Annotated in this window: 28 protein-coding genes; 21 read left to right on the top strand and 7 right to left on the bottom strand. The window is 37.5% G+C overall.

Features of this window, described 5'->3' with window-relative positions:
• Positions 1–8: 8 nt before the first annotated feature.
• The 7 genes from G6N06_RS11610 (at position 9) to G6N06_RS11580 (ending at position 5,303) form a co-directional block, all read left to right on the top strand.
• On the top strand, positions 9–638 hold the full coding sequence (locus G6N06_RS11610; RefSeq protein ID WP_163516913.1) for a Tll0287-like domain-containing protein: 630 nt from the start codon (positions 9–11) through the stop codon (positions 636–638).
• A gap of 12 nt (positions 639–650) precedes the next feature.
• On the top strand, positions 651–947 hold the full coding sequence (gene trxA / locus G6N06_RS11605) for a thioredoxin (RefSeq protein ID WP_163516912.1): 297 nt from the start codon (positions 651–653) through the stop codon (positions 945–947).
• Positions 947–1,582 (top strand): methyltransferase domain-containing protein, encoded by a 636-nt coding sequence (locus G6N06_RS11600; protein WP_163516911.1) that lies wholly within the window; start codon positions 947–949, stop codon positions 1,580–1,582. Before trxA ends, G6N06_RS11600 begins: the two co-directional genes overlap by 1 nt.
• A 222-nt stretch (positions 1,583–1,804) precedes the next feature.
• The gene (locus tag G6N06_RS11595) at positions 1,805–2,434 is read left to right on the top strand and encodes a class I SAM-dependent methyltransferase (protein ID WP_163516910.1); all 630 of its coding nucleotides are present in this window, start codon (positions 1,805–1,807) and stop codon (positions 2,432–2,434) included.
• 59 nt (positions 2,435–2,493) lie between these two features.
• The gene (locus G6N06_RS11590) at positions 2,494–3,825 is read left to right on the top strand and encodes an MBL fold metallo-hydrolase (RefSeq protein ID WP_163516909.1); all 1,332 of its coding nucleotides are present in this window, start codon (positions 2,494–2,496) and stop codon (positions 3,823–3,825) included.
• Positions 3,826–4,116: 291 nt separating this feature from the next.
• Positions 4,117–4,779 (top strand): peroxiredoxin, encoded by a 663-nt coding sequence (locus G6N06_RS11585; RefSeq protein ID WP_163516908.1) that lies wholly within the window; start codon positions 4,117–4,119, stop codon positions 4,777–4,779.
• 74 nt (positions 4,780–4,853) lie between these two features.
• Positions 4,854–5,303 carry a methyltransferase family protein gene (locus G6N06_RS11580; protein ID WP_163516907.1) on the top strand — a complete coding sequence of 150 codons (450 nt, stop codon included), beginning with the start codon at positions 4,854–4,856 and terminating at the stop codon, positions 5,301–5,303.
• A gap of 591 nt (positions 5,304–5,894) precedes the next feature.
• Here the strand turns inward: G6N06_RS11580 and G6N06_RS11575 are convergent.
• The 7 genes from G6N06_RS11575 to G6N06_RS11545 form a co-directional block, all read right to left on the bottom strand.
• Positions 5,895–6,380, bottom strand: a complete 486-nt coding sequence (locus tag G6N06_RS11575; RefSeq protein ID WP_205334763.1) for a nucleoside deaminase — start codon at positions 6,378–6,380, stop codon at positions 5,895–5,897.
• Positions 6,381–6,391: 11 nt separating this feature from the next.
• Positions 6,392–7,006, bottom strand: a complete 615-nt coding sequence (locus G6N06_RS11570) for an ankyrin repeat domain-containing protein (protein WP_163516906.1) — start codon at positions 7,004–7,006, stop codon at positions 6,392–6,394.
• A 337-nt stretch (positions 7,007–7,343) separates the two neighbouring features.
• Entirely contained in the window at positions 7,344–7,970 is a 627-nt protein-coding gene (locus G6N06_RS11565) for a TlpA family protein disulfide reductase (protein WP_163516905.1), read from the bottom strand.
• A gap of 13 nt (positions 7,971–7,983) precedes the next feature.
• A complete protein-coding gene (locus G6N06_RS11560; protein WP_163516904.1) occupies positions 7,984–9,645 on the bottom strand; it encodes a bifunctional metallophosphatase/5'-nucleotidase in 1,662 nt (553 codons plus the stop codon).
• A 2-nt stretch (positions 9,646–9,647) separates the two neighbouring features.
• Positions 9,648–10,070 (bottom strand): sulfur reduction protein DsrE, encoded by a 423-nt coding sequence (locus tag G6N06_RS11555; RefSeq protein ID WP_163516903.1) that lies wholly within the window; start codon positions 10,068–10,070, stop codon positions 9,648–9,650.
• Between the two features lie 6 nt (positions 10,071–10,076).
• Complete coding sequence (locus G6N06_RS11550) at positions 10,077–10,475, bottom strand: DoxX family protein (protein WP_163516902.1); 399 nt, start codon at positions 10,473–10,475, stop codon at positions 10,077–10,079.
• Between the two features lie 665 nt (positions 10,476–11,140).
• Complete coding sequence (locus G6N06_RS11545; protein WP_163516901.1) at positions 11,141–13,165, bottom strand: cation:proton antiporter; 2,025 nt, start codon at positions 13,163–13,165, stop codon at positions 11,141–11,143.
• A gap of 338 nt (positions 13,166–13,503) precedes the next feature.
• Between G6N06_RS11545 and G6N06_RS11540 the strand changes: the two genes are divergently transcribed.
• The 14 genes from G6N06_RS11540 to G6N06_RS11475 all read left to right on the top strand — a co-directional run bounded on the left by G6N06_RS11540 (position 13,504) and on the right by G6N06_RS11475 (position 25,950).
• Positions 13,504–14,838 (top strand): cytochrome ubiquinol oxidase subunit I, encoded by a 1,335-nt coding sequence (locus tag G6N06_RS11540; RefSeq protein WP_163516900.1) that lies wholly within the window; start codon positions 13,504–13,506, stop codon positions 14,836–14,838.
• Between the two features lie 2 nt (positions 14,839–14,840).
• The gene (gene cydB / locus G6N06_RS11535; protein ID WP_163516899.1) at positions 14,841–15,917 is read left to right on the top strand and encodes a cytochrome d ubiquinol oxidase subunit II; all 1,077 of its coding nucleotides are present in this window, start codon (positions 14,841–14,843) and stop codon (positions 15,915–15,917) included.
• A 21-nt stretch (positions 15,918–15,938) separates the two neighbouring features.
• Complete coding sequence (locus G6N06_RS11530; RefSeq protein WP_163516898.1) at positions 15,939–16,235, top strand: hypothetical protein; 297 nt, start codon at positions 15,939–15,941, stop codon at positions 16,233–16,235.
• Between the two features lie 94 nt (positions 16,236–16,329).
• Complete coding sequence (locus tag G6N06_RS11525; RefSeq protein WP_163516897.1) at positions 16,330–16,944, top strand: TetR/AcrR family transcriptional regulator; 615 nt, start codon at positions 16,330–16,332, stop codon at positions 16,942–16,944.
• On the top strand, positions 16,941–18,191 hold the full coding sequence (locus tag G6N06_RS11520; protein ID WP_163516896.1) for a TolC family protein: 1,251 nt from the start codon (positions 16,941–16,943) through the stop codon (positions 18,189–18,191). The genes G6N06_RS11525 and G6N06_RS11520 overlap by 4 nt, the downstream gene beginning before the upstream one ends.
• 252 nt (positions 18,192–18,443) lie before the next feature.
• Positions 18,444–19,340, top strand: coding sequence for an HlyD family secretion protein (locus G6N06_RS11515; protein ID WP_163516895.1), 897 nt, complete (start codon positions 18,444–18,446; stop codon positions 19,338–19,340).
• A gap of 74 nt (positions 19,341–19,414) precedes the next feature.
• Positions 19,415–19,897, top strand: coding sequence for a c-type cytochrome (locus G6N06_RS11510; RefSeq protein WP_163516894.1), 483 nt, complete (start codon positions 19,415–19,417; stop codon positions 19,895–19,897).
• A gap of 61 nt (positions 19,898–19,958) precedes the next feature.
• A complete protein-coding gene (locus G6N06_RS11505) occupies positions 19,959–20,453 on the top strand; it encodes a hypothetical protein (RefSeq protein WP_163516893.1) in 495 nt (164 codons plus the stop codon).
• Complete coding sequence (locus tag G6N06_RS11500; protein ID WP_163516892.1) at positions 20,454–21,356, top strand: ABC transporter ATP-binding protein; 903 nt, start codon at positions 20,454–20,456, stop codon at positions 21,354–21,356.
• 77 nt (positions 21,357–21,433) lie between these two features.
• Positions 21,434–22,162 (top strand): ABC transporter ATP-binding protein, encoded by a 729-nt coding sequence (locus tag G6N06_RS11495; protein ID WP_163516891.1) that lies wholly within the window; start codon positions 21,434–21,436, stop codon positions 22,160–22,162.
• Between the two features lie 155 nt (positions 22,163–22,317).
• Positions 22,318–23,424, top strand: coding sequence for an ABC transporter permease (locus G6N06_RS11490; protein ID WP_163516890.1), 1,107 nt, complete (start codon positions 22,318–22,320; stop codon positions 23,422–23,424).
• Positions 23,425–23,644: 220 nt separating this feature from the next.
• Positions 23,645–24,766, top strand: coding sequence for an ABC transporter permease (locus G6N06_RS11485; protein ID WP_163516889.1), 1,122 nt, complete (start codon positions 23,645–23,647; stop codon positions 24,764–24,766).
• Between the two features lie 16 nt (positions 24,767–24,782).
• Positions 24,783–25,541, top strand: a complete 759-nt coding sequence (locus tag G6N06_RS11480) for an LOG family protein (protein WP_163516888.1) — start codon at positions 24,783–24,785, stop codon at positions 25,539–25,541.
• A complete protein-coding gene (locus G6N06_RS11475; protein WP_163516887.1) occupies positions 25,531–25,950 on the top strand; it encodes a hypothetical protein in 420 nt (139 codons plus the stop codon). Before G6N06_RS11480 ends, G6N06_RS11475 begins: the two co-directional genes overlap by 11 nt.
• Positions 25,951–25,967 lie beyond the last annotated feature (17 nt).

Genomic DNA, 25,967 nt, shown 5'->3' with positions numbered 1-25,967 from the left:
GTATAGAAATGAAAAAAATAATTGTCATCATCGTCCTATTGGTCTCTTTTTACAGCTGTAATGATGGTAAAAAAACGAAGAGCATTACCGTAGAAGATAAAGAGGAACTGCAAAGCAATCAGGAAATGACATCGTCATTATCTGACATCGATAGTAGCGATTATGCTGCACGGGGTTTGGAATACGCATTAAATGCACAAGCTGTTTTAGGCAAGAATTTAATGCAAGCCATCCAAAATGACGGAACACTTGGCGCTTTGTCATTTTGTAATGAAAAGGCTTATCCATTAACAGATAGTATGGCAGTAGTGCAACAAGTGCGACTCAAACGCGTTTCAGACAAACCTCGAAATCAGAATAATCAAGCAAGCGCTGAAGAATTGGAACATATTGAAATCTACAAAAATAGCATTGCAAACCAAGAACCTCCAATGCCGTTGGTCACTCAAACAGCTGCTGAAGTAAACGTTTACTACCCTATCTTGACCAACGCTATGTGCTTGCAATGCCACGGACAGCCTAAAAACATTGAACCTTCCACACTCAAAAAACTGACCATCTTATATCCAAAAGATAAAGCATTGGAGTATGACGTCAATGAAGTGAGAGGTATTTGGAGGGTTATTTTTGATAAATAAAACCTTTTAGTTATGAGCAAATTTTCAGAATTAATAAATCAAGACACTCCTGTTTTAGTCGATTTTTTCGCAGAATGGTGTGGTCCATGTAAAATGTTGGCCCCAATTTTAAAACAAGTCAAGGACAGCTTAGGTGATGGTATTTCCATTATAAAAATAGATGTAGACAAAAATCAAGCATTAGCTGCTAAATATCAAGTTAGAGGTGTTCCTACTATGATACTTTTTAAGGACGGAAAACAAGTTTGGAGACAATCTGGTGTGCTTCAGAAAGACGAAATCATCAACGTCATTCAAACCAACGGTTAATGGAGCTATCTGAAAAGTATTGGGACACGCGTTATAAAAATAAGGATATGGGCTGGGATTTGGGAGAAATCTCACCGCCACTTAAAACATATTTCGATCAGTTGACCAATAAAGATCTAAAGATACTAATTCCTGGCGGAGGCAATTCATATGAAGCCGAATACCTACACAATCAAGGATTCAATAATGTATATGTTGTGGATCTGTCCAAAACAGCATTAAATAATATCAAACAGCGGGTGCCCTCATTCCCATCGGCACATCTGATCCATAAGAACTTTTTCGATTTAAAAATGTCTTTTGACTTAATCATCGAACAAACCTTTTTTTGCGCCCTAAATCCCAATTTAAGATCTTCATACACAGAAAAAGCGGCTGAATTACTCTTGGAAAACGGGAAAATTGTAGGCCTTCTGTTTAATGTCCCTTTAAATACTGATAAACCTCCGTTTGGTGGAAACAAAACAGAATATCTTAACTATTTCGAACCTCATTTCGAGATGTTATCAATGGAGCCTTGTTATAATTCACATTCCACTAGGACCGGAATGGAGTTGTTTTTAAAAACTCAGAAGAAAAAAGTCAAGATCCTCAACGAAAACGTTCGAAGCATGAATAATTCTTCATCAATGTAAGACTTTTAATTATCATTTCTGAATACGCTAACCCAAGGTCCGTTTAGTATTCTATAATCTATGATTGTCTTAATTCTGCCACAAAATTGTTATCTTTGGCCTTACTCAAAACGGACTACTTCTAAGAAGAAAACAGAAGCACACCTTTGGAATAACTTTAAAATTTAGTCACAAATCAGAGGTAGCTAAACCCGTTAATATGATTGGCCCAATTATAAATATATGACAATGAATACCAAAGAGCATTGGGAATCTGTGTATGAGAACAAAACTCCAAGCGAAGTTAGCTGGACTCAAGAAAAACCAGAGATTTCCTTGAAATTGATCGAGGAATCCCAGATTGCCAAAACTGCTAAAATCATTGATATTGGTGGCGGTGATAGCAAACTGGTCGATTTTCTCCTTGAAAAAGGCTATCAAAATATCACCGTGTTAGACATTTCTGCCAAAGCCCTTGAAAAAGCAAAGAAACGTTTGGGCATAAATGCCAAGAAGGTACAGTGGATTGTGAGCGATGTGACTTCATTTGAACCTACAGAAATTTACGACCTATGGCACGATCGGGCTGCTTTTCATTTTCTGACATCCACAGATCAGATTAAAAAGTACAGAGCCATTGTCAATAAATTTGTAGGCGGCAGATTAATTATCGGAACTTTTTCAAACTTAGGACCTACCAAATGTAGCGGTCTGGATATTTCTCGATATGACGAAAATGCATTGACATCGGTATTTGAACCCCACTTTATAAAAATAAAATGCCTCACCTCAGATCATATTACACCATTCAAAACAACCCAAAACTTTCAATTTTGCAGTTTTAAAAAGCTGACACAGCAAATTATCCAATAAGTAATCAATAATTAAAGAAAGTTGATATAACTTTTTAAATTTAAAAAAATTTGAACATTATGAATATCAAACAATTTGAATACGGACCCCTTTCCCATTATTCTTATGCCATAGTAAGTGAAGGTAAGATGGCGGTTATAGACCCAGAGCGTGATCCTCAACAGTATTATGATTTTGCAAAAGCCAATGACGCAAAAATAACGGCAATTATCCAGACCCATCCTCATGCCGATTTTGTGAGCTCGCACCTTGAAATCCATAACGAGACAGGAGCTACTATTTACAACAGCAAAAAGTTGGGTGCCGATTATCCTCACCAAACGTTTGATGACGGTGACAGCATCACCTTAGGCAAAATTACTTTGAAGGCCATCAATACACCTGGACACTCTCCAGACAGTATTACGATAGTTGCCACAGAAGGTGATAAAACCGTGATGTTTACAGGAGATACACTATTTATTGGTGATGTTGGTCGTCCAGATCTACGAGAAAATGTGGGTAACATGACTGCTAAACGTGAAGAATTGGCGGAAATGATGTACGAAACCGTTACAACTAAGTTCAATGAATTACCTGATGATACGATTGTGTATCCGGCACACGGTGCAGGTTCTCTGTGTGGAAAAAATTTGAGCGAAGCTGCCAGTAGTACTTTGGGTGACGAACGCATGGGCAATTGGGCGTTTAAAGACCAATCCAAGGAGCAATTCATGAATACCCTACTCGATGGTCAACCCTTTATTCCATCCTATTTCGGATTTAATGTGGACATCAATAAAGTGGGTGCAGATAGGTTAAATCCTAATATTGAAAAAATTCCTTTTATTGAAAATACGACGGCCACAGGTCTTATTGTTGACATGAGAAATGAAGCGATCTTCAAAAAAGGTCATTTAAAAGGCAGTATTAATATTCAAGCCGAATCAGAAATCGACAAATTTGAAACTTGGGTAGGATCCATTGTTGCACCTAATGAAAAATTCACCTTGGTTATTGACAAAAAGGAAAACAAGGACAAGATTTTAAATCGTTTAGCAAAAATAGGCTACGAAAAACAGGTCCTAAAAGTCATAACGCTTTCCAATGAAAACCTGGTCAAAACGGATCAATTGGACCTAGAGGATTTTAAAAAACATCCAGAAAACTACACTATTGTTGACATTAGAAATAAAAGTGAGATCAATGAATGTAAGTTTTTCGAAAATGCGCTTGAGCATCCTCTTAATGAGTTGCGTGACACCGCCAGTCAAATTCCGACCGACAAACCTGTTGTTGTACATTGTGCTGGTGGCTATCGGAGTACTGCAGGTAGTAGCATTTTAGAAAATGAACTTAAAAACGCTACAATTTATGATTTAAGCAAGGCCATTGAAGAGTTTAAAGATTGAACTTAAAATGGATTAAGGCCTTCAAATGAAGTGATTTCTGCCTTTGGTAAAATTTTATTCATCTTTATTTTTGTACAACATACAACTACCCTAATGGCTATGCTATTCGGGTTTGTTAATATGGACACCTTTTGTTCACTATATTTTACAAAGTAGAGCAACACCAAAGATATGTGGCCATGAGATGTTAAAATATAGCCAATTATAATTTATGCAACCTGTGTAATTGGTTAAAAAAGTAATAATTGCTTAAATTTATAAAAGATAAAAAACAATAGTTAAAATATAATTATGGAAACAAATTTAGAATTACAACAAGGAACTTCAATGCCTCGAATTGGTGATACTGCTCCAGATTTTGAAGCTCTTACAACCAAAGGGAAAATAAAATTTTCAGATTTTGCAAAAGATAAATGGGTGGTCATGTTTTCACATCCTGCCGATTTCACGCCAGTTTGTACCACAGAATTGAGCGGATTTGCGACTCGAAAAAGTGAGTTTGATGCACTGAACACTGAATTGTTAGGCTTAAGTATCGATAGTATCCACTCTCATATGGGTTGGGTTCAAAATGTTAGGGAAAACACTGGTGTTTACTTTGATTTTCCCATCATCGCAGATATCGATATGAAAGTAGCAAAACTATACGGAATGCTACAGCCCAATGAAAGTGAAACTGCCGCAGTTCGTGCCGTGTTTTTTATTGATCCAAGTAAAAAAATTCGCCTGATCATGTATTATCCTTTAAATATAGGAAGAAATATGGATGAGATTCTACGAGTTTTGGAAGCGCTACAAATTTCGGATGAACACAAGGTATCCATGCCATTAGATTGGAAAAAAGGAGATAAAGTCATCGTCGGTCCACCAAAAACCTTGGACGAACTTAACGCAAGATTAGCGGACGATTCACTCGAAAAAGTCGATTTTTATCTCGCCAAAAAACACCTTTAATTCTTCATTATCAGCCCTGATCTCTCTAAATTCAGGGCTAATAAAATGATATAGGTTTAGAAGAATTTTGAAAAGTGAAGCAAAATATATCTTTTAAGGATTATGCCTTTGTAGCGGTACAGGTATTGCTTTTTATAGCGTATTTTTTGCCCCTACGCATATCTGATATTCAACTACCCGAATGGCTATGCTATTCGGGTTTAGTTTTGTTGGGCTTTTCCATACTATTTGGTGCCATAGCCCTTTTACAACTAAATACTAAGCTTTCTCCCTTCCCATCGCCAGTGGCTTCTGGAAAACTTATTACCAATGGTGCGTTCCGCATCTCAAGACACCCCATTTATACTGCTTTGATTTTTTCTGGGTTTGGATATGCCATTTACGGGTCTTCACTCTATAAGATTTCGGTCACCCTTTCGCTTTTGATCCTGTTTTATTATAAATCGGTTTATGAAGAAAAATTATTGAGCCGAAGATTTCCAGAATATCAAGATTATAAAAAAAGAACACGACGCTTCATTTAGAGCCTATTAGGTTGTATTGGTCAATTACTAAAAAGCGTGAGGCCTTCTTGGAATGATTTTTCGCAACGGATAAGTAATTCATTTTCGTTTAAAAATAAAGAACATTCGAAAACTTAACTGTAAGGAACTCAAGGAATAATCGCAAGGAAATGCGAGGTTTTAAGAAGTAAATAGACTATATCATTATGGACTGAAGTCCATATTTATCCCTGATCAATAGGCAGCCAACCCTAAAAACATTTTATAGGTTTTTTTAAACGGACTGAAAGTCTGTTGCACCTGCAACACGGCAGTCAGGTTTGTAAAATAGATAGCGAACTATTTTTTTTCAGTAATTAGGAAGGAATCTTTGAAAATCCCTGTAACCCGCCCCCACTGTTCGGGCAAGTTAGTGTCAAAATTTACTAGTTTAAAATAGATAACCCTAAGTACATACCTTTCCGTCTAATCAGGCGTGGTTTTGGCTTTATTTAAAACTGGATAAGGATTGCGACCTTGGCGAAACGCTTAGCGATCTTTGCGGTAAAACAAAAACTTTTCAACTTTAGACCTTATCAGGGATTCTGATTTGTTACGATCATTAATTTGATTTCAAGCTTTGTGAAATCGGAAGTGCATTTCTCGGATTTGCTCAGCAAGCTCAGGTACAGGACCATTCACCTCGATATTAGGAACCACTTTATGGATTGGCAGCAAATTTACAGCAGATTCGGGAACCCCCAATTCCGCTAGCCAAGACAACAATTGTTCAGCAGAACTGACGTACACAATCCGGCCCAAGCCGACCCAACCGTGCGCAGCGGAACACATAGCACAATGCTCGCCCGAGGTGTAAACAATCGCCTTAGCACGTTCTTCTGGTGTCATATGGGTTGCTGCCCACCTAGCAATCTCAAATTCCGGATGGCGTGTTCGGTCGCCGGTGGTCACTATTTCGTTTCGACCTTCATATAAAACCTTACCTTCGGCAGATACAAGTACGGAGCCAAATGGCTGATTACCTAAGGAAAGTGCTTCTCGTGCCAATTCTACACAGCGACGCAAATGCTGCAGGTCTTTGTCATTTATTTTATCCATTTCTTTGTGTTTTAATGGGCTTTTGCTTCGATTAATATTTTAATGATTTTGTCCATACCTCTATTCTTGGCATGCTGAAGCGGTGTAACACCATCATGATCCGCAATATTGACGTCAGCCCCAGCATCGACAAGGACTTTAACAATAGCTACCTGAGTTTCTCCAGTTGCACCCAAAACAATCGCTTCCATTAAAGCTGTCCAACCGAGCCTATTGACGTGATCAATAGGATAACCTGGTATTTCAGAAAGTAGTTTTACAACCTCCAAATGCCTCTTCTCTGCTGCTGGTATCAGTGCAGTTCCACCATAGCGATTATAAACATCAAAATTGGCACCATTGGCCAGACTCATTTTTAAAATTGACATGTCGCCACTTGCACCAGCATATAAATGGGGAGTGTTCAGTAGATCGTCCTGTGCGTTCACATCGGCACCTGCAGAGATCAATAGTTCAGCTATTTTACTATCAGCATTGTAGGTAGCAATCATTAAAGGCGTTCTTCCTTTACTATCCTTAATTTCCAGATTTGGTTGTGTACCTAAAATTTTAGCCACAAGAGTTGCATTCTTTTCAGAAACAGCCTTCAATAAACTCGACGTCGAATCTTGAACTGAATTTTTCATATTTTTATTTCCGTTTGAATGGCCACAACTTTGTATGGGGAAAGAAGCAATAAACAATAAAATAATTGCTTTATAACAAAAGTTCATATCTATCCGATTTAAATTAACTTCAGAAGTAAAATACGAAAAGAAGAACAGACTGGTGTACTTATCATAAAAATTGTTTTTAGGCGAGTATAAATCTAAAGTATTTTGCAAATGCGACAGATAAGTTTAAAACCCTCCATCCCATTTGGAAATCAAGAACCTCGTGGAATGGCCCACGAGGTATGAATAGGAAATTGTTTCTTCGATAGAGGCAAGCCCCGTCGTATGAACACCTACTGATAAAATACTACTATTTTAAACTTCTTAGAAATTTCTTGAATCCTTCATCATTATAATCCGCCATTCCTTTATGTGTCAACGCCAAATTTCCTTTGGCATCAATAACATAGGTGGTCGGAATTGCTGACGACTGATACATTGGAGGTAAATTGCTCGCTGGCGCATAGATTGGCATATTATACCCTTTACGTTTATCAAAAGCCTTGGCCAGTTCAAAATCCTTATCTAATGAAAGCATGACAAACGCCACTTCATCGCCCATGTCTTTATGCAACTTATCAATACTCGGCATTTCTGCAATACACGGAGGACACCATGTGGCCCATAAATTCATAAAAATGACCTTCCCTTTCAATGCGTCCAATGAAGTAATATTACCATCTCTATCCATCAATTTTAAGCTAAAATCTGCCTTTTCAAATTCTGGAAGTGCACCAGTTTCATTATCCTTTGCTCGCACTTCCGTAATTTCTTTCACATTCGGATTCATCAAACCGGTGGCAAGTATCCCACGTTGAGCAAATCCAATCACTTCAGTATGCAATCCGGTGGCATAAAGCGTAATGGCTACAATGGCAAAAATCCCGTATTGTATCCATGTTTTCTTTTTGTTCTTTTCTGTTTTATCGTTTTTCATTTGCTTTTAATTTTTATTGAAATTCATAATTGGTTCCAGGTACTGTCGAAAAAGAATAGACCCCTAAATAATCGCAATACGCACGACCGTCCAATTTTGGAGATACTGGCGAATGCTTTTTAAGGTATTCTTCTACAGCCTCGTGAATTGTATAATCCATTTCTTTTACATCTTTAACATCCGACATTCTACATAAGTTATCAATTGGATCGCCTGGACGGACACACGCAGAAATTGTATAATATTTATCATCCTGCATTTCTTCGCCTTTTACGGTAATGTTGGCAATACGCTCACCTCTATCATTTTGGCTTTTAAAATCCACCTCCATTCCAGAAAATCTTACCAGCCACCCACCAAAACGTTCGGTCGGGTTTTGTGCAAAAGCGTTATGCATCTCTTTTTCCAACCAGTCTTTAATCTGCTTCCCGGTAGCTTTTCCTGTCTTGACATTCTCATTTACAGGAAGTAAGTTCCATAAATTAGCACGTGTGATTGGTGCTGGCGTTCCGTTTTCAGGAACAATAGGATTACCAAAACGGAATCCGTTTGAGATGGAAATATCTGCGCCTGTTTTCCAGCGGGCGGCATCTGTGAATAGATTATCCATCGGATTTTCTACAGTCAAGTACCTATAAATAGGCGCTTCTGTATACCCAATTACAGTTTCAAGATGCTCTTGATATGGTGCTTTCTCTTTGTCTACAAGTGCTTGCATCGCTTTATCGGCAGGATACACTTCTGGATCTACATCAATAAGTTGGTAATCATCACCCACCAACTTCCCATCCACAAAATGAAGGGTCAATTTCCCTACAAATGACCCAAAGGCACCTGGTTCAGTAACCTTAGCGTATTTACCCTGGATCATTTCTCTAACACGCTCATGGGTGTCATTCCCCAAAATATAATCGGCGTGCTCAGCAATTGGACTATTGGCCAATTCAACCTGTTTGAAAATGCCAATATGAGTGACCAAGAAAATAACATCGGCTTTTTCCTTGAACTTAATATCGTCCACTAATTGCTTCACACTATTATCCAAGCCACTAAATGCAATGCCTTTACTGAAAATCGGGTTTTGCCGCACTGGCACATCCGGATCATTGATACCAATAAACGCTAAACGCACGCCTTCAATCTCTTTTATGGTATAGGCCGGGAATAGAGGTTCTTTCCCATCTTCGTGGTACATATTTTGAACAATAATCTCCGTATCAAAATCCTGCATCACTTCCATCATGATGTCCTTACCATAAACCACTTCCCAGTTTCCTGGAATAATTACATCATACCCCATGTTCTTCACGATATTGGACATCACTCTACCCTCAGACAAAGCGGCGTATCCACTGCCTTGAATCAAATCACCACCATCAATAATTAAAGTGCGACTCGGATTTTTTTGGCGTTCCTGATCAAATAAAGTTTTGATATGGGCCATCCCACCACGTTCTTTAAAGATGATTTCGCCATTCTCCCAAAACAATTCGGGATGTGCATCCAATTGGCCATGAATGTCGGCGGTTTGAAGAATAGTAATACTCATGGTGTCCTTAGTGATGTCTTTGTTTTCTGTCACTGTATTCGTTTTTTCAGATTTACAGGAAACTGATAGTACCAGTAGTCCCAAAAAGCTAAAAGTTGTCAAAAATGTTGTTTTAAAATTTCTCATAATTATAGACTTAAGCTTTTATATCCTTTTTTTTGAAGTTGAAAATTGTATAAGATGCCGTTTTCCACGATGTCCATGCCCGTTGGAACTTTTGTTTTATCGACTTTAAATTTGTTGAGCGAGAAGCCACAAGCTATGATCTGGACCCCAGCTTTTTCGGCCTTAAGAATAAATTCATTTATTTTTTCAGAATCAGTAATTTGTCCAATGTCCTTCCCACAGATGATGACCTTAAAGTCGCCAAATGCGTCTCCTTCCTCTGCCTTTAACGCTTCTGCCGTTAGTATGATGGGTTGTAACTGCGGCACTTTTGTAGTGAGCACCACGTAATTGTTTTTGCTGTTGTCCACGTCTTGTGCTTGCAAATTAGCGTTGCTAAACAGGCTAAGCATTAAAAATAGTGAACTAAAAATATAAGTTTTCATAGTTATTTATTTTAAAGGTTGATCGGTGTCGTTCAGTATAAAAAAAAGAAGTCCACCTAATATTGCAATGTTTTTAAATAGTGGGCCAAGCGTTGTAATCTGTCCTACTTGGACCGTTAGTGTAATAGGAATTAGGACTGCCACCAAAATAATAGCTGCCCATTTGGTCTTATAACCAATTAGAAATAAAGAGCCGGCGCCCAGCATGACCATACCCGATAGGATGATGAGCCACTCTGGATTGCCAAATAAAAGTGCAATTCCCTTAAAGCTCGCCTGCTCGATGCGTTGGGCAGTTTTTTCGATATTGAGCAAGTGATTGAGACCCGCCACTAAAAATATGCCGCTTACCAAAATGCGCAATAGCTGTATGGAACGGCGACTGATTAAAATTTTGTTCGTCATTACAAAAAATGTGAATAAGGATTATTCGATTTTGTGCGGTATCATTGTGTAACAGACAATTATCAGCAAGCCTCAAAAATGGACTGCAATGAAATTACCGACTTTAAAATGTGAAAAAAAAAGAATTTATGCCATCCGAGGAGGCGGAGATATGCTATCTAAGTAACGATAACTTAATTTGGAAGTAAAATGGTCGTTAAAAACAAGAATAGGATCAAAAAAATCCACTTCCCAAGAGAATATCTCAAATTGAAACGGAGTGGTACAATTTCCACTTAAAGTTATGATCTGTGTTTCAATCTGATCTTGGGACGAATAACTATCCAGCCCATTTGTTTTTTGATCAGAAGTGTTTTTCTTACAGTATGGATTTACAAAAGTAGTCGAGGTTCCACTGAATATAATATTCAATGCATTCGCATCTATCGCAGCAAACTTTGCCAGAAAGATAACCATCAAAACTACTGCTATGTAAGATTTAATTTTCACGATAGGAACAAACATAAGCTAAAGAAAGTAGTTCTTATGTAACCTTTGTTACCTTATCGTGTTAAAGTCTTATTAAAAGTATCATGGCCTGGGGTGCTGCGGATTTATAACACCAAAACTCATCAAGCAATCATAATATTTGTAAAAATTTTAGACGTATGTAAGGTGCTGCCCGGTTACTGTGGATAGATCACCATTTTACTTAAATTTGGAAAGTGTCTTTCCAACTTTAATGGTATCCTATCCATATGTCCAAAATATGAAATATAGCCTTTTCGGGCAGATACTAAAATGATCAGATCAGTATCATCAATTTCTCTGGAAATAATTAGAAAATCATCCCAATCCCTGAATTCTTTATACTCCATGGTCATGGTGACCTTATTCTCTTTCGCAAACTTCAATACCGATTGATGGGTAGCCTCGTTGCAATTTAAATGGATTGGAATGGACAATTCTACTGACAGTTTTGCGATTTTATTGACCCAATGCGCAAAACCTTCTTCATATTCTGCGTTTGGTGGTACAATTACAAATAACCGTTTGTGGCTCACCAAAGGAATCTCAAAGTCACAAATGAAAAGTGTTTTTTCTGTATTTTGTAAAATACTTTCCATCTTGTCTCCAATCAATTTGTCTAAAAACCCGGTCTTTTGAGGCCAACCCAACAAAATGATATCGGCCATGATTTCCTTTGCGGTACGAGATATGCCACTTGCGGCATTATGGTCTATGGTAGCCATAACCGTTGCATTGGTATCAGATGCGGTTGTTTCCTTCAAATAGTTTTCCAGTCCTTCCTTTGCCTTATGGATGATTTTTTCTGCTTCAGCGGTGTTGGGAACCACAGTCAATATGGATAGCGGATTTCCCGATTTCTTGTCTTTTATTAAAACAGCAAAATCCAAAACCTTTTCAATTTTCACCAAATTGGCGATAGGAATTAAAATGGTTTCTTGAAACGATGGGCTCGTCAGTTGGATATTCTCTTCCTCGTCGGAAGTTCGGATGATCATTTTGGCAGCACCTTCGGTAACAAATGAGGCTATAATACAAGTGACCAGAATTAATACAACCGTTCCGTTAAGGATATTGTCATCCAAAATTCCTGCTTTGTATCCTACTAAAATTACAGCTAAAGTTGCCGCAGCATGCGCACTACTCAATCCAAAAATCAATTGCCGTTGTCCTTTTGTAAATTTAAAGACTATTTGGGTCAAAAATGCCGCCATCCATTTTCCAAAAATAGCCACCACAGTAAGTGTTCCTGCAATTATCAGTGCCATAGGTCCGCTCATAATAACGCTGATGTCCACGATCATCCCCACACTTATAAGGAAAAACGGGATAAAAAGCGAATTGCCTATAAATTCAATCCGGTTCATCAGCGCGGAAGAATGCGGAATGAGCTTATTAAGCGCCAAACCTGCAACGAAGGCTCCGATAATAGATTCCAAACCCGCTATCTCTGCTAAAAACGCCGAGAAGAAAACTACTGACAGAACAAAAATATAATGCGAATGCTTTTCACTCTCCAATTTTCTAAAAAACCATTTTGCAATTCTTGGAATTACCATAAACATAAACACCGAGAACAAAACCAGCGATATGCCCAAACGAATCCAGAATTCCTGAGTAAGTCCACCATCGTGTGATCCTAAAATCACCGCCAACATAATAAGAACTGCCGTATCGGTTAAAATTGTACCTCCAACCGTAATTGCGACAGCAGGATTTTTTGAAATACCAAGTTTACTTACAATAGGATAGGTCACCAAAGTATGGGTAGCAAACATGCTTGAGGTAAGCAGACTGGCATTAAAATCAAAACCCAAAATATAATGACAGACCGGAAATCCGATGGCAATGGGGATTGTAAAGGTAAAAAACCCGAATAATAAACTTTTATTTCTTGTCGCTTTAAATTCGTTCAAATCAAGCTCTAATCCTGCAATAAACATGATATATAAAAGCCCAATAGTGGAGAAAACATCCACAAATAGACTTTTCTCCAAGATGTTCAATCCAGCTGGCCCAATGATAATACCTGATACGATCAACCCGATAATCCCGGGAATCCGAATCCTGTGCAACACGACAGGTGCCAAGAGAATTATAAATAGAATCAAAGAAAAGATCAGTACGGGATTATGAAGTGGCAACTGAAACTCTTCTATAAGTTGATTGATAATGGCATCCATAGTTGGCGATAACGTAAAAGATTAAACTGATTAATTCAATAATTAAGCAGTAAAGCACGATACAATTATACAACAAACATAGGAAAAGAACAGCATCTATATATTACCTTTATGAAGCTTTCACAATAAAATTTTATAAAAATTTGAATTTCAAGGAATTTATAAGAGGTTAGAAACACGGTCTTAAAAAAAGGTTTTATTTTTATTGTAAAAAAAACGTTAGTTAAAAATTCTATAACCTACTGAAAAACCAAGGGACTACTGATACCCAAGTCAACCGCTTAAAATGGAGTGAGATCAAATTATAGAGAATAAATTTATGCTTAACGCTTTTCAATATGGAAGACATGCTCTTTTATGATCGGATGCAGTTCGCTTTCACGATCACTTTTCATTACCTATTTCCACAATTGACCATGGGATTATCCTTGATGATTGTTTATTTTAAATGGCGATTTTTAAGAACCAAGATTGATAAGTATAATGATGCCGCCAAATTTTGGATGAAAATATTTGCACTCAATTTTGCAATGGGTGTCGTCACCGGAATTCCCATGGAATTTCAATTCGGAACCAATTGGGCTAAGTTTTCAGAGCTTACGGGAGGCATTATTGGCCAAACCCTTGCTATGGAAGGAATGTTTTCTTTTTTCTTGGAATCGTCGTTTTTGGGTCTATTTCTGTTTGGAGAAAAATTAATGGGTCAGAAACTTCATTTCTTAACCGGTTTTCTGGTCTTTTTAGGATCTTGGGCAAGTGGCTATTTGATTATTGCCACACATTCATGGATGCAATACCCTGTAGGCTATGAAATCTTGGAAAATGGAAAATTCGTACTTAACAATTTTGGTGCACTGTTCTCTAATCCTTGGTTGATGCCTGCTTTCTTGCACAATCAAATGGGTTCTGTCATTACTTCTTCTTTTGTTGTGGCGTCTATTGGGGCTTTTTATTTATTAAATAACAAGCACAGTGAATCTGGAAAACTCTTCGTAAAAACCGGCGTTATTTTTGGATTGATCTCCAGTACTTTAGTCGCTTTTCCAACAGGAGATTGGGCTGCTAAAAATGTGGCCAAGCACCAACCGGTAACCTTCGCTGCCATGGAAGGTATTTTTGAAACCGAAGATGGTGGCGCTGAGATTATCTTAATCGGGCAACCCGATGTTGATAACAAAAAACTCGATAATAAGATTGCAGTGCCCAACGTATTGAGCTTTTTAACCTACCAAAGATGGGATGCACAGATAAAGGGACTCAATGAATTTGATGAAAGTGTCTATCCAACAAACATTTCTGGATTGTATTACTCCTACCATATTATGGTGGGTTTAGGTACCATTTTTATTGGATTATTGCTTATTGCAGGCATCCAATTGTATCGAAAAAAACTTTTTACCACCAAATGGGTACTCTGGGCATTAATGTTTATGCTGCCCTTCCCATATATCGCCAACACCGCGGGATGGTATACTGCCGAATTGGGAAGGCAACCCTGGCTGGTATATAACCTCTTGAGGACCGCAGATGGAATTTCACCGACTGTTTCATCAGGAAATACATTGTTCACCTTGCTCGGCTTTATTGGACTTTATGCATTATTGGGACTATTGTTTATCATGCTGGCCGTGAAAATCGTCCACAAAGGTCCAGAAACTTCAAAACACATCTAAATATGGAATTATACTGGTATATCATTCTAATGACTATGTTAACCATCTATGTTATATTGGATGGTTATGACTTTGGTGCAGGCATCATTCATTTGTTTTTTGCGAAAACCGAAAAAGACAAGAAAGCCATCACAAACGCTATTGGTCCATTTTGGGATGCCAATGAGGTCTGGCTCATAGCAGTCGGCGGCGTCTTATTCTTTGCGTTTCCAACCTTATATGCCTCATCATTCAGTGGCTTTTACTTGCCATTGATGATGATCTTATGGCTACTTATTTTCAGGGCAATTGGCCTTGAACTGCGTGGACAGATCAAGAACAGAATGTGGGAAGCTATTTGGGACAAAGCCTTTGGAATTGCAAGTTTATTGTTGGCCCTTTTCTTCGGAATCGCATTGGGGAATATCGTAAGAGGAGTAAATTTAGGTATGGTTACCGATGGTGTCCCTGCACATGAACCGCATTATTTCTTTTTGCCTTTGTGGAATTCAAGTTTTAGTCCACATTCGGAACATTTAGGAGTAATCGATTGGTTTACCTTAATGTTAGGCTTGGTTGGCGTGGTGTCCTTGGCAATTCATGGTGCCAATTGGATAATTTTCAAAACTAATTCCGACTTAAACCCAAAACTTAAAAAAGTAATTTTCAATCTGAATTTTGTACTGTTGGCACTGGTATTAACCTCCTTATTAACCTGGCACATCATTGATCCTAATCCATTTCGTAACTTTTTGGAGCATCCATGGCTCATTGTGTTTCCGATGATTACATTTACGGGACTCCTTGGATTGTTTAAGGTAAGATCATTTAATAAAGATGGTTTAGGTTTTTTATTTTCAACGCTGTTTTTGCTCGGGGGATTAGCCTCTACTGTAGTTTCGATATTCCCGAAAGTTTTGCCATCCACCAACAAGGTGAATCCCTCCTTAACCGTATATAATGTTGCAGCCCACGAATACGGCCTATCCGTTGGCGTGTATTGGTTTGTCATTGCAGCAGTTTTGGTTGGAATCTATATGTTTGTTCAATACCGGGTTTTTCGAGGCAAGCTGGATGATGTGGGTTATGGTGAACATTAATAGGACAGGAAATCCCAGGTTATGACAGACACTCTCATAGCAATCATCAGCATTTTCATGGGCATTATAGGGGCTCATGTCTTCGCAGCGATTAACAAAAAATATTCATTGGGAGTTATTGGAAACACCATGGCAGGTGTGTTTGGCAGTATTTTTTTCATCAAGGTTTTCGGGCGTCTTGGTTTTGATCCGATATCAATAATGGCCACTGGCGAGGCAAATCGTGCGTTATTCACGATGAACATGTTGGTTTCAATAATTGGTGGGTGCATTGGAGTGTTCGTAATTGAGCTGATAAAAAGGAAATTGAACCCGTAAATTCATAAAATACAGGTTAAAAATCATCGAATTATTTACCATTTGATTATTTTATGTATCTTTGCCAACCACTTGGTTAAACCCATTAGTTAAAATGAAAAAAGAGGAAACAACGGAACATCAAATATTGGACGCTGCCAAAGACGTATTTCAATCAAAAGGCATGGATGGTGCAAGAATGCAGGAAATAGCCGATAAGGCTGGCATTAATAAGGCGATGCTTCACTACTACTATAGAAGTAAGCAATTGCTTTTTGAAGCTGTTTTTAAAAATGCATTTTCGCTTTTAGCGCCACAGCTGAATGCTATATTAAACGATGATTCTTCCATTGAAGATAAAATAAGAAAATTCACAAGTGATTATACATCATTCATGATGAAACATCCGTATCTCCCAAATTTTATCATCAATGAGCTCAACAGAAATGAAGATTTCATTCTAAAACTTAAAGACAATACAGGCTTCCCAAATCTCGAAAAATTTAAGACAAAAGTCGATTCTGAAATTAGGGAAGGTATTTTAAAACCGATAGATGCCGACCAACTATTCGTGAATATCCTTGCCCTTAACATCTTTCCTTTTTTAGGAAAACCATTGGTTAAAGCGCTTACAAAAAAAGACGAAAAGTCGTATAAGGCCTTTGTAGAAAGCCGAAAAATTGAAGTTGCCAATTTTATTATCAATTCCATCAAAACATCAATAAAATGAAACGATTGCTAATTGTTTTCATAGGACTATTTACGAGCGTTATGTTTTCTCAACAAATCATGACGCTACAGGAATGCTATAATCTCGCTATCGTCAATTATCCTTTGGCCAAGCAATCTGAATTATTAGAAGTGCAAAACCGATTAGAAAAAGAAGTGGTTTCCAACACAAAACGACCACAATTAAGTTTTGATGCCCAAGCCACCTATCAATCTGACGTGATTGAAGTTCCCATCCCAAGTTCAAACATCGAACCGCTTAATAAAGACCAGTACCGTGCCACATTATCGGTCAACCAACTTATTTATAATGGTGGAGCTACAGACGCCTCATTAGCTGTAAAATCATCACAACTCAAAACCAAGCAGAAACAGGTTGAAGTCAACCTCTATCAGCTAAAACAAAAGATCAATCAGCTCTATTTTTCCATTTTGTTATCGCAGGAAACCCATTTGTTGTTAAAAGCAAAACAAGAACAATTACAGGCCAAATTGAGCGAAGTGACCTCAGGAATTAAATACGGTGTGATTTTACCATCATCTGATAAAGTTCTGGAAGCCGAATTATTAAAAATAAATCAGCAATTAACTGAAGTCGAGAGCAATAAACTATCCCTCATTGAAACTCTTGCTGACATTATTGGTCAACCGTTGAATGCATCGGTCCATTTTCAAAATACATTGGTAGAAACAGCGTCAACAACAGAATTGAACCGGCCTGAGTTGGAATTGTTCCAACTTAAAAAAGATGAAATTGAAAGCAACGAAGCATTGGTCACTAAACAAAATGCACCAAAATTGCTCGGTTTTGCAACGGGCGGGTATGGCAATCCGGGATTAAATATGCTCGATAATTCCTTCCAAGCCTTTTATACGGTTGGTGTCAAATTGAATTGGAATGTCTTCGACTGGAATTCCAACAAAAAGCTGCGCGAATCACTATCAATCAATAAAGACATTATAGATACTGAAACCGAAACGTTCAAACTAAATACCAACACCGAACTGAATCAACAACAAAAGGAAATCGAAAAGATTGAAGCGTTTATCGCCTCAGATTTAGAGATTATCGATCTTCGAAAAGAGGTTCTTAAATCGGCAGATTCCCAACTCAAAAACGGTGTCATCACCTCATCGGCATACATAACGGAACTCACCAATTTATATGAAGACGAAAACACCTTGATAAAACATAAAATTCAATTACAATTGGCAAAAGCAAATTACAATGTCATTAAAGGGCAGTAATAGTTGCCCCGCAGACCCACCCAACGAACGGGCAAGTTTCGCAGATCGACGCAGAAAGAATAACACCAAAAATCAACGGAAATCAGCGAGATCCGCAGGAAAGTAAAATCAGATTTTAAATAAAACCGAAAATAACTCAGACAGACACAGAAAATAAAAGCACAAAAAATCTGCGCTCATCAGCTAAATCTACGGAAAACAAAACAAGAAAAAATGTCCAGCGAGATCTGCCGGAAACCAAAAACATAAAGCATGAAGTATTACAATTATATAATAGGTTTAAGCATAGCGGCCACTACCCTATTTTCCTGTAGCGATTCCAACGGAAAAGCAGACGGTTACGGCAATTTTGAAGCCACTGAAATAACAGTATCCGCTGAAAATACCGGAAAACTGATGCAGTTAGAGGTTAGTGAAGGTGATCAGATTATGAAGGATAAATTCATAGGGTATATCGACACCATTCCGTTAGCGTTAAAACGAGAACAATTAGAAGTTTCAAAAGCAGTCATCAGCTCTAGATCAAAAGGTGTACTATCTCAAATCAATGTGTTGAATGCCCAGTTAAAAACCGCCAACACCAATAGAGAGCGAACAGAAAACTTGATAAAGGACAATGCTGGAACCCAAAAACAACTGGATGATGTTCAGGGCCAAATTGACGTTATCAAAAATCAAATCCGCAGTGTGGAAATCCAAAACGCACCTGTGGTCAATGAACTGAAAAGTATTGATGTCCAATTAAAACAAATTGATGATCAAGTGCATAAAAGTAAAATCATCAATCCGATAAATGGCACCGTTTTAACCAAATATGCCGAGCCAAATGAAATCACGGTATTTGGCAAACCGCTATATAAAATTGCCGATTTAAGCATCATGCAGTTGCGAGTTTATATCAGCGAAACACAATTGGCCAACATTAAAATTGGACAAGAGGTAACCGTCAAAATTGATGATGCAGATACGATGAAATCTTACAAAGGTAAAATTAGTTGGATTGCTTCGGAAGCGGAATTCACACCAAAGATCATCCAAACAAAAGAAGAACGCGTGGCATTGGTATATGCAGTAAAAGTGGATGTAGTCAATGATGGAAGTCTAAAAATTGGAATGCCTGCTGAAATGTGGGTCACTAACAATAATTAATAAACGGAAATACTGATGCTGAAATAAGTTTTTTAACAAAGGTTTATTTTCGAATTAATCTACAACACAAAATCATGACTAAGACAATCATTTTATTATTAAGTATTACAACGCTTATATCAGGTTGTAATTCATCAGGAGAAAAAGACGAATATACAGTAGTCTCAAATGATTTATATGGTGTTGATTTATCAATTGAAGGTCCGCAGGAAAATGATTCGTACATTCTTATGAAAACTAATTGTTATGCCTGCCATAATCCACATGCAAAATCCCACGATGATATTTTGGCACCACCATTTAAAGCCGTAAAAATGCATTACTTGAGAGCTTATGACAGTAAAGAAGAGTTTGTAGACGCCATGGTCAATTGGATTCAAAATCCGGATGAACAGAATTCCTTGATGCCTGGTGCTGTTAGACGCTTTAAAGTGATGCCCAAACTTCCATTACCGACTGAAGATTTAGAAAAAATCGCATCATATATCTATGACAATAATATAGAAGAACCTGTTTGGATGGAAGAACACATGAAAGGCAAAAAAGGCAGAATGTAAACAGGAATCGCCATAATTGAAATAATTAATTAATAAATAATAACCACTAAATTCAAAAACAATGAAACATTTAATTTTTACCATCGGTCTATTGGCATTAGTAAGCTGTAAGGACAACAAAAACCAAGAAACTATCACACATTCAGATGCGGTAGAACACCCAGTTGATGCCGTAAATGAACATCACGAAGAAGACGCTTCTGATGTTTATGGCAATGCTTGGACTGAAGAGATTGAATTGAACAATGGCGACAAATGGGAGTCAGACCTTACCACCAATGAAGGTGTTAAGAAACTTCAACACACCTTCAATACACAGGCCACAAGTTCATTGGCGGATTATCATAAATTGGCCGAATTACTCAATGAGGACAAAAATTATGTGGTAAAAAACTGTACAATGGAAGGTCCTGCACATGACAATTTACATGTTTGGTTACACCCATTGATCGAAAAAATTGCCGCACTTACACAAACTGAATCGGTAGAAGATGCTTCAAAAATTAAAAACAGCATCAAGGAAAACATCTATGGATATTACGATTATTTCAAATAAATGGGCATTTCAATTTCCAACATATCAAAATCCTATAAAAACGTAAAAACCTTACATGACATCTCATTTGACGTCAAACCAAATGAACTCTTTGGGCTTATTGGTCCTGATGGTGCTGGTAAAACAACATTATTCAGGATTCTAACCACGCTTTTATTTCCAGACGAGGGGACAGCAACTGTCGCCGGTTTTGATGTGGTTGGAGATTATAAGGAGATTCGTAAAAATGTGGGCTATATGCCGGGAAGATTCTCGCTTTATCAGGATTTAACGGTTGAGGAGAATTTAAACTTCTTCGCTACTATTTTTGGAACGACCATCGATGAAAACTACGATTTGATAAAGGATATTTATGTACAAATAGAGCCTTTTAAAGATCGTCGTGCCGGGAAACTTTCCGGAGGAATGAAACAAAAACTAGCCTTGAGTTGTGCATTAATCCACAAACCCAAAGTTTTGTTTTTGGACGAACCCACCACAGGCGTGGATCCCGTTTCAAGAAAGGAATTTTGGGAAATGCTAAAACGTTTACAACAAAAAGGGATTACCATTTTGGTGTCCACCCCCTATATGGATGAAGCCGCTCTATGTGATAGAGTGGCTTTAATTCAAGACGGAAACATTATGGAGATTGACACTCCAGAGGCTATTGTGAAGCATTATCCAAAGCCAATTTACAACGTCCGTGCACATAATATGTATCAATTGATTACGAGTCTAAAGGACTATGAATTTAACCATAGTGTCTATCCTTTTGGTGAGTTTGTGCATTATACCGATAGTAGAACAGATTTTAAACCGATGGAATTGCAGCACTATTTAGAATCTAAAAATCTGAAGAATATTGAAATTCATGAAACGGACGCCACTATTGAAGACACCTTTATGGAGCTGGCAAAATAACCTGCAAGGCACGAAAAATATCCTACAAGGTCTACCTGTCCGCCGAAGGAGGAAAACCGTGTAGGTTTAAACTAAAAATGAAGAACAATAAAGTCATACAAGTAGAAGGATTAACCAAAATGTTTGGTGATTTTACAGCTGTAGATGCCATCACTTTTGATGTTAAAAAGGGTGAGATTTTTGGGTTTTTGGGCGCCAATGGTGCAGGAAAAACTACAGCCATAAAAATGCTGATCGGGATTTCAAATCCAACGTCTGGAAAGGCTACTGTAGCAGGATTTGATGTATTGACCAATCCCAACGACATCAAAAGAAACATTGGCTATATGAGCCAAAGATTTGCATTGTATGACGATTTAACAGTTAAAGAAAATATTACCTTTTTTGGTGGAATATATGGTTTATCACGTAAAAGAATCAAAGAGAAATCAGAAGCTCTAATTGAGGAGTTGGGACTTGAAAATGTAGCCAGCCAATTAGTAGGTTCGCTACCCTTGGGTTGGAAACAAAAACTATCGTTTTCAGTATCCTTAATTCACGATCCAAAAATCGTGTTTTTAGATGAACCTACAGGAGGCGTAGACCCCATCACCAGGCGTCAATTTTGGGAAATGATCTATAAGGCAGCCAATCAAGGCACCACCGTTTTTGTGACCACCCATTATATGGATGAAGCAGAATATTGCGACCGGGTATCTATAATGGTCGATGGAAGAATTGAAGCCTTAGACACACCAAAGAAGCTTAAAGAACAGTTTCAGGCTGAAAGTATGAATGATGTGTTTTTGAAGCTGGCACGGGGGTGAGAAGGAGTTTTCAGTCGCAGTCGCGGTTTGCAGTTTAAAAGCTCTGTGTAACTCGGTGTAACTCTGTGTAACAACTAAAATTATTAACAAAAAGGGAGATTCCTGCCTTCGCAGGAATGAAAATAAAAGAGATCCCTGCCTTCGCAGGGAGTGAGATGAAAAGATTCATAGGTTTTATAAAAAAGGAATTCTACCATATTTTTAGGGATAGGCGCTCATTGTTTATTCTCTTCGGAATGCCTATTGCCCAAATTTTACTGTTTGGTTTTGCCATTACCAATGAAATCAACAATGTGGATATTGCCATTTTAGATCATTCAAAGGATAACACTACAGAAGAAATTATCAATAAGATTGCAGCCTCAAAGTATTTCAGCATTAAACAATTGATCACTCGTGAAGCTGATATCGCTTCGGTTTTCCAGAAAGGGCAAGTCAAGGCTGTTCTAAATTTTGAAAAAGATTTCAGTAAAAACCTGATCAAGGACCACAAAGCAACCATTCAAGTCATTACTGATGCCACAGACCCCAATACCGCCAATACGATTACCAATTACATCAACGCCATCCTTCAGCAGTATCAAAAAGAATTAAACAAAGACATCACCATTGCTTATCAAATAATTCCCCAAACCCGCATGGTTTATAATCCAGAACTAAAAAGTGTGTACATGTTTGTTCCTGGAGTAATGACCATCATTTTGATGCTGGTCTCAGCAATGATGACGTCCATTTCCATAACTAGGGAAAAAGAATTGGGCACAATGGAAATTCTTTTAGTATCTCCATTAAGACCATTTCAAGTGATTATTGGAAAGGTAGTGCCTTATATATTTCTATCGATTATCAATGCCATAGTCATTGTAATGTTGAGCATTTTCATTTTTAATATGCCTGTACAAGGTAGTCTTATATTATTAGGTTTAGAAAGTGTGTTATTCATCATTACCTCCTTGGCGTTGGGTATTTTAATTTCAACGATTTCAGCAACACAGCAAACCGCAATGATGATTTCCTTAATGGGATTGATGTTGCCCGTGATCTTGTTGTCCGGATTTATTTTTCCTATTTCGAGCATGCCAATGCCACTCCAGATTATAAGCAATATCATCCCTGCAAAATGGTTTATCATTATTCTAAAAGCCATTATGCTGAAAGGTGTAGGCATGCAATTTATATGGAAAGAAACCTTGATTTTATTGGGAATGACGGTGTTTTTTATCGCATTGAGTGTGAAGAAATATAAGATTAGGTTGGAGTGAGAATTAGATAATAGAAAATAGAGAAAAGAAAAAAGACAAATTAACATTAGAGGTCTTTATTCTATTTTCTATTCTCTTTGTTCTTTAAATAGTTGGCAGTGGGAAGTTGGTAATGGTTAGTTAACTGAACAATAGAAGAAATAGCCATCCTGCAAGGTTTTAAAAAGCTTGTAGGTAGGTATAAATTAAAAAAGAGATTCCCGCTTTCGCGGGAACTAAGATGAAAACAATACTTTACATCATACAAAAAGAGTTCAAGCAAATCTTTAGAAATAAAGGTATGCTTCCTATTATTTTTGTCCTACCACTACTCCAACTGGTCATTCTTTCCAATGCCGCCACTTTTGAGGTTAAGAATATCAAATTTGGCTATATTGATAACGATCATTCGTCAACATCAAGAGCATTGATAGAAAAATTCAACGCTTCAACATATTTTGATGTCTTGACTGATTTTACATCTGAGGCGAATGCAAGTTCGGCCATGTTAAACGGAGAAATCGATGTTGTTTTAGAAATTCCCCGTCATTTTGCGCGCAACTTACAAAAAGAGAAATATGTCAACCTAGGGGTTACCATTAATGCCATTGATGGTGCGGCAGCGGGTGTTGAAAATGTCTATATCACCCAAATCATACAAAGCTATAATAAGAATATAAGAACAGATTTGGTACAAATTTCGGATGCTCAAATTCAACCTGTATATATCGATACGATTCCTTTGTTTTGGTATAACGAAACCTTAAACTATAAAACTTTTATGGTGCCTGGTATTTTGGTATTACTAGTAACCATGATCACTCTTTTTCTTTCAGGAATGAATATTGTCAGAGAAAAAGAAATTGGCACTTTGGAACAAATTAATGTCACCCCCATTAAGAAAAGTCAATTCATCATCGGGAAACTCTTTCCGTTTTGGGTGATTGGAATGGCCTTGTTAAGTATCGGATTAATCATAGCAAAAATTATTTTTGATGTGCCCATGGTGGGAAGCTTATTACTCATGTATGTTTATACCTCCATTTACATTTTAGTTATTTTGGGTATCGGTTTGTTTATCTCAAATTTCACCGACACCCAGCAGCAAGCCATGTTTATTGCTTGGTTTTTTGTGGTCATTTTTATTTTAATGAGCGGACTGTTTACTCCTATAGAAAGCATGCCTAAATGGGCCCAAATAATTACCGAGTTCAACCCCATAAAATACTATGTCGAAGTGATGCGGATGGTCATGCTGAAAGGCTCCGGGTTTATGGATATTTTACCACAACTAATCAAAACTCTGGTTTATGCTATTGTTATGAATGGCTTAGCGGTTTGGAGCTATAAAAAAACAACCTAAAATACAATATATGGAGATGGATAAAAAAATAATGCTATCCAAAGATGAGTCCTTGTTTGTTAGAGGTCCACTATCGCGTTTTAAGGAATTTACCTTTGCCGTTAAAGTGTTCTTCAATTTTCTAAAGGCCTTTAGAAAAATGCATTTTATTGGACCATGTGTCACCGTTTTCGGATCTGCTCGATTCACAGAAGATTCAGAGCATTATAAAAATGCCGAAAAAATTGGCGCTGCTTTGGCAAAAACAGGGTTTACGGTGATGACGGGTGGTGGACCTGGAATTATGGAGGCCGCCAATAAAGGGGCCTTTGAAGCTGGAGGCAATTCTGTAGGCTGTAATATTATTCTACCCTTCGAGCAAAAACCAAATCCGTACCTTCATAAATGGATTGACATTCCGTATTTCTTTATACGAAAAGTGATTCTTGTAAAATACTCTTATGCTTTTGTAGTCATGCCAGGAGGCATTGGCACCTTAGATGAACTTTTTGAGGCCTTAACACTTATTCAAAACAAAGTGATCTACGATTTTCCAATAGTCATTTTCGATTCAAAATATCATAAGGAATTATGTGAACATATTCAATTGATGTCTGAAAATGAAAGTATCAGTCCAGAGGATATGGAATTGCTGTTTGTAACGGATTCTGTGGAAGATTTAATGACCCATATTGAATCGCATACCATTAAAAAATTTGGATTAGTCAGAAAACCAGTCAAACCAAAATGGTGGCTTGGGGAGCCAGCCGATAATTCGATATCAAATGAAACATAGAAAGATCATCACTACCATAAGTGCTATTATTCTATCAGTATTTGCATTACTTACCTTATTCTTAAGTAGTTCTGTAATTTTTGATTGGTTTGGGATTAGAGCCAAAGAAGGAAACTATGTGTTATTTATAGTGTGGGCGAACTTTATGTGCAGCATTTTATATTTAAGTGCTGTTTATGGTTTCTTAAAAAGAAAAAAATGGACTTTTAAGGTGTTAATTACTGCTTTAATTATCTTAATTATTGCTTTTATAGCCTTACAGTTTTATATTTATAATGGTGGAGTTCACGAAGAAAAAACCATAAAGGCCATGGTTTTTAGAATGTTGGTGACTTTAAGTTTTTCACTTGTAGCTTTTTCCTATATAAAAAAGGAAGGATTAAGTATTAAAACGAAAGCAGGGCTATAACACCGAGCGATGTTTCA

The sequence above is a fragment of the Gelidibacter japonicus genome, from assembly GCF_010725055.1.
Classification (GTDB): Bacteria; Bacteroidota; Bacteroidia; order Flavobacteriales; family Flavobacteriaceae; genus Gelidibacter; species Gelidibacter japonicus.
Note: the sequence above shows the minus strand (reverse complement) of the source record. Positions and strands in the feature narration are given on the sequence as shown.

Excerpts from the sequence above, each read along its gene's own strand:
- G6N06_RS11495 (WP_163516891.1), top strand. The coding sequence starts at position 21,434 with ATGAAGAACAATAAAGTCATACAAGTAGAAGGATTAACCAAAATGTTT.
- G6N06_RS11560 (WP_163516904.1), bottom strand. The coding sequence starts at position 9,645 with ATGAGAAATTTTAAAACAACATTTTTGACAACTTTTAGCTTTTTGGGA.
- G6N06_RS11530 (WP_163516898.1), top strand. The coding sequence starts at position 15,939 with ATGACAGACACTCTCATAGCAATCATCAGCATTTTCATGGGCATTATA.
- G6N06_RS11600 (WP_163516911.1), top strand. The coding sequence starts at position 947 with ATGGAGCTATCTGAAAAGTATTGGGACACGCGTTATAAAAATAAGGAT.
- G6N06_RS11475 (WP_163516887.1), top strand. The coding sequence starts at position 25,531 with ATGAAACATAGAAAGATCATCACTACCATAAGTGCTATTATTCTATCA.
- G6N06_RS11510 (WP_163516894.1), top strand. The coding sequence starts at position 19,415 with ATGACTAAGACAATCATTTTATTATTAAGTATTACAACGCTTATATCA.
- G6N06_RS11505 (WP_163516893.1), top strand. The coding sequence starts at position 19,959 with ATGAAACATTTAATTTTTACCATCGGTCTATTGGCATTAGTAAGCTGT.
- G6N06_RS11555 (WP_163516903.1), bottom strand. The coding sequence starts at position 10,070 with ATGAAAACTTATATTTTTAGTTCACTATTTTTAATGCTTAGCCTGTTT.
- G6N06_RS11515 (WP_163516895.1), top strand. The coding sequence starts at position 18,444 with ATGAAGTATTACAATTATATAATAGGTTTAAGCATAGCGGCCACTACC.
- G6N06_RS11545 (WP_163516901.1), bottom strand. The coding sequence starts at position 13,165 with ATGGATGCCATTATCAATCAACTTATAGAAGAGTTTCAGTTGCCACTT.
- G6N06_RS11570 (WP_163516906.1), bottom strand. The coding sequence starts at position 7,006 with ATGAAAAATTCAGTTCAAGATTCGACGTCGAGTTTATTGAAGGCTGTT.
- G6N06_RS11500 (WP_163516892.1), top strand. The coding sequence starts at position 20,454 with ATGGGCATTTCAATTTCCAACATATCAAAATCCTATAAAAACGTAAAA.
- G6N06_RS11540 (WP_163516900.1), top strand. The coding sequence starts at position 13,504 with ATGGAAGACATGCTCTTTTATGATCGGATGCAGTTCGCTTTCACGATC.
- G6N06_RS11610 (WP_163516913.1), top strand. The coding sequence starts at position 9 with ATGAAAAAAATAATTGTCATCATCGTCCTATTGGTCTCTTTTTACAGC.
- G6N06_RS11595 (WP_163516910.1), top strand. The coding sequence starts at position 1,805 with ATGACAATGAATACCAAAGAGCATTGGGAATCTGTGTATGAGAACAAA.
- G6N06_RS11585 (WP_163516908.1), top strand. The coding sequence starts at position 4,117 with ATGGAAACAAATTTAGAATTACAACAAGGAACTTCAATGCCTCGAATT.
- G6N06_RS11490 (WP_163516890.1), top strand. The coding sequence starts at position 22,318 with ATGAAAAGATTCATAGGTTTTATAAAAAAGGAATTCTACCATATTTTT.
- G6N06_RS11565 (WP_163516905.1), bottom strand. The coding sequence starts at position 7,970 with ATGAAAAACGATAAAACAGAAAAGAACAAAAAGAAAACATGGATACAA.
- G6N06_RS11550 (WP_163516902.1), bottom strand. The coding sequence starts at position 10,475 with ATGACGAACAAAATTTTAATCAGTCGCCGTTCCATACAGCTATTGCGC.
- cydB (WP_163516899.1), top strand. The coding sequence starts at position 14,841 with ATGGAATTATACTGGTATATCATTCTAATGACTATGTTAACCATCTAT.
- trxA (WP_163516912.1), top strand. The coding sequence starts at position 651 with ATGAGCAAATTTTCAGAATTAATAAATCAAGACACTCCTGTTTTAGTC.
- G6N06_RS11590 (WP_163516909.1), top strand. The coding sequence starts at position 2,494 with ATGAATATCAAACAATTTGAATACGGACCCCTTTCCCATTATTCTTAT.
- G6N06_RS11520 (WP_163516896.1), top strand. The coding sequence starts at position 16,941 with ATGAAACGATTGCTAATTGTTTTCATAGGACTATTTACGAGCGTTATG.
- G6N06_RS11525 (WP_163516897.1), top strand. The coding sequence starts at position 16,330 with ATGAAAAAAGAGGAAACAACGGAACATCAAATATTGGACGCTGCCAAA.
- G6N06_RS11575 (WP_205334763.1), bottom strand. The coding sequence starts at position 6,380 with ATGGATAAAATAAATGACAAAGACCTGCAGCATTTGCGTCGCTGTGTA.
- G6N06_RS11480 (WP_163516888.1), top strand. The coding sequence starts at position 24,783 with ATGGATAAAAAAATAATGCTATCCAAAGATGAGTCCTTGTTTGTTAGA.
- G6N06_RS11485 (WP_163516889.1), top strand. The coding sequence starts at position 23,645 with ATGAAAACAATACTTTACATCATACAAAAAGAGTTCAAGCAAATCTTT.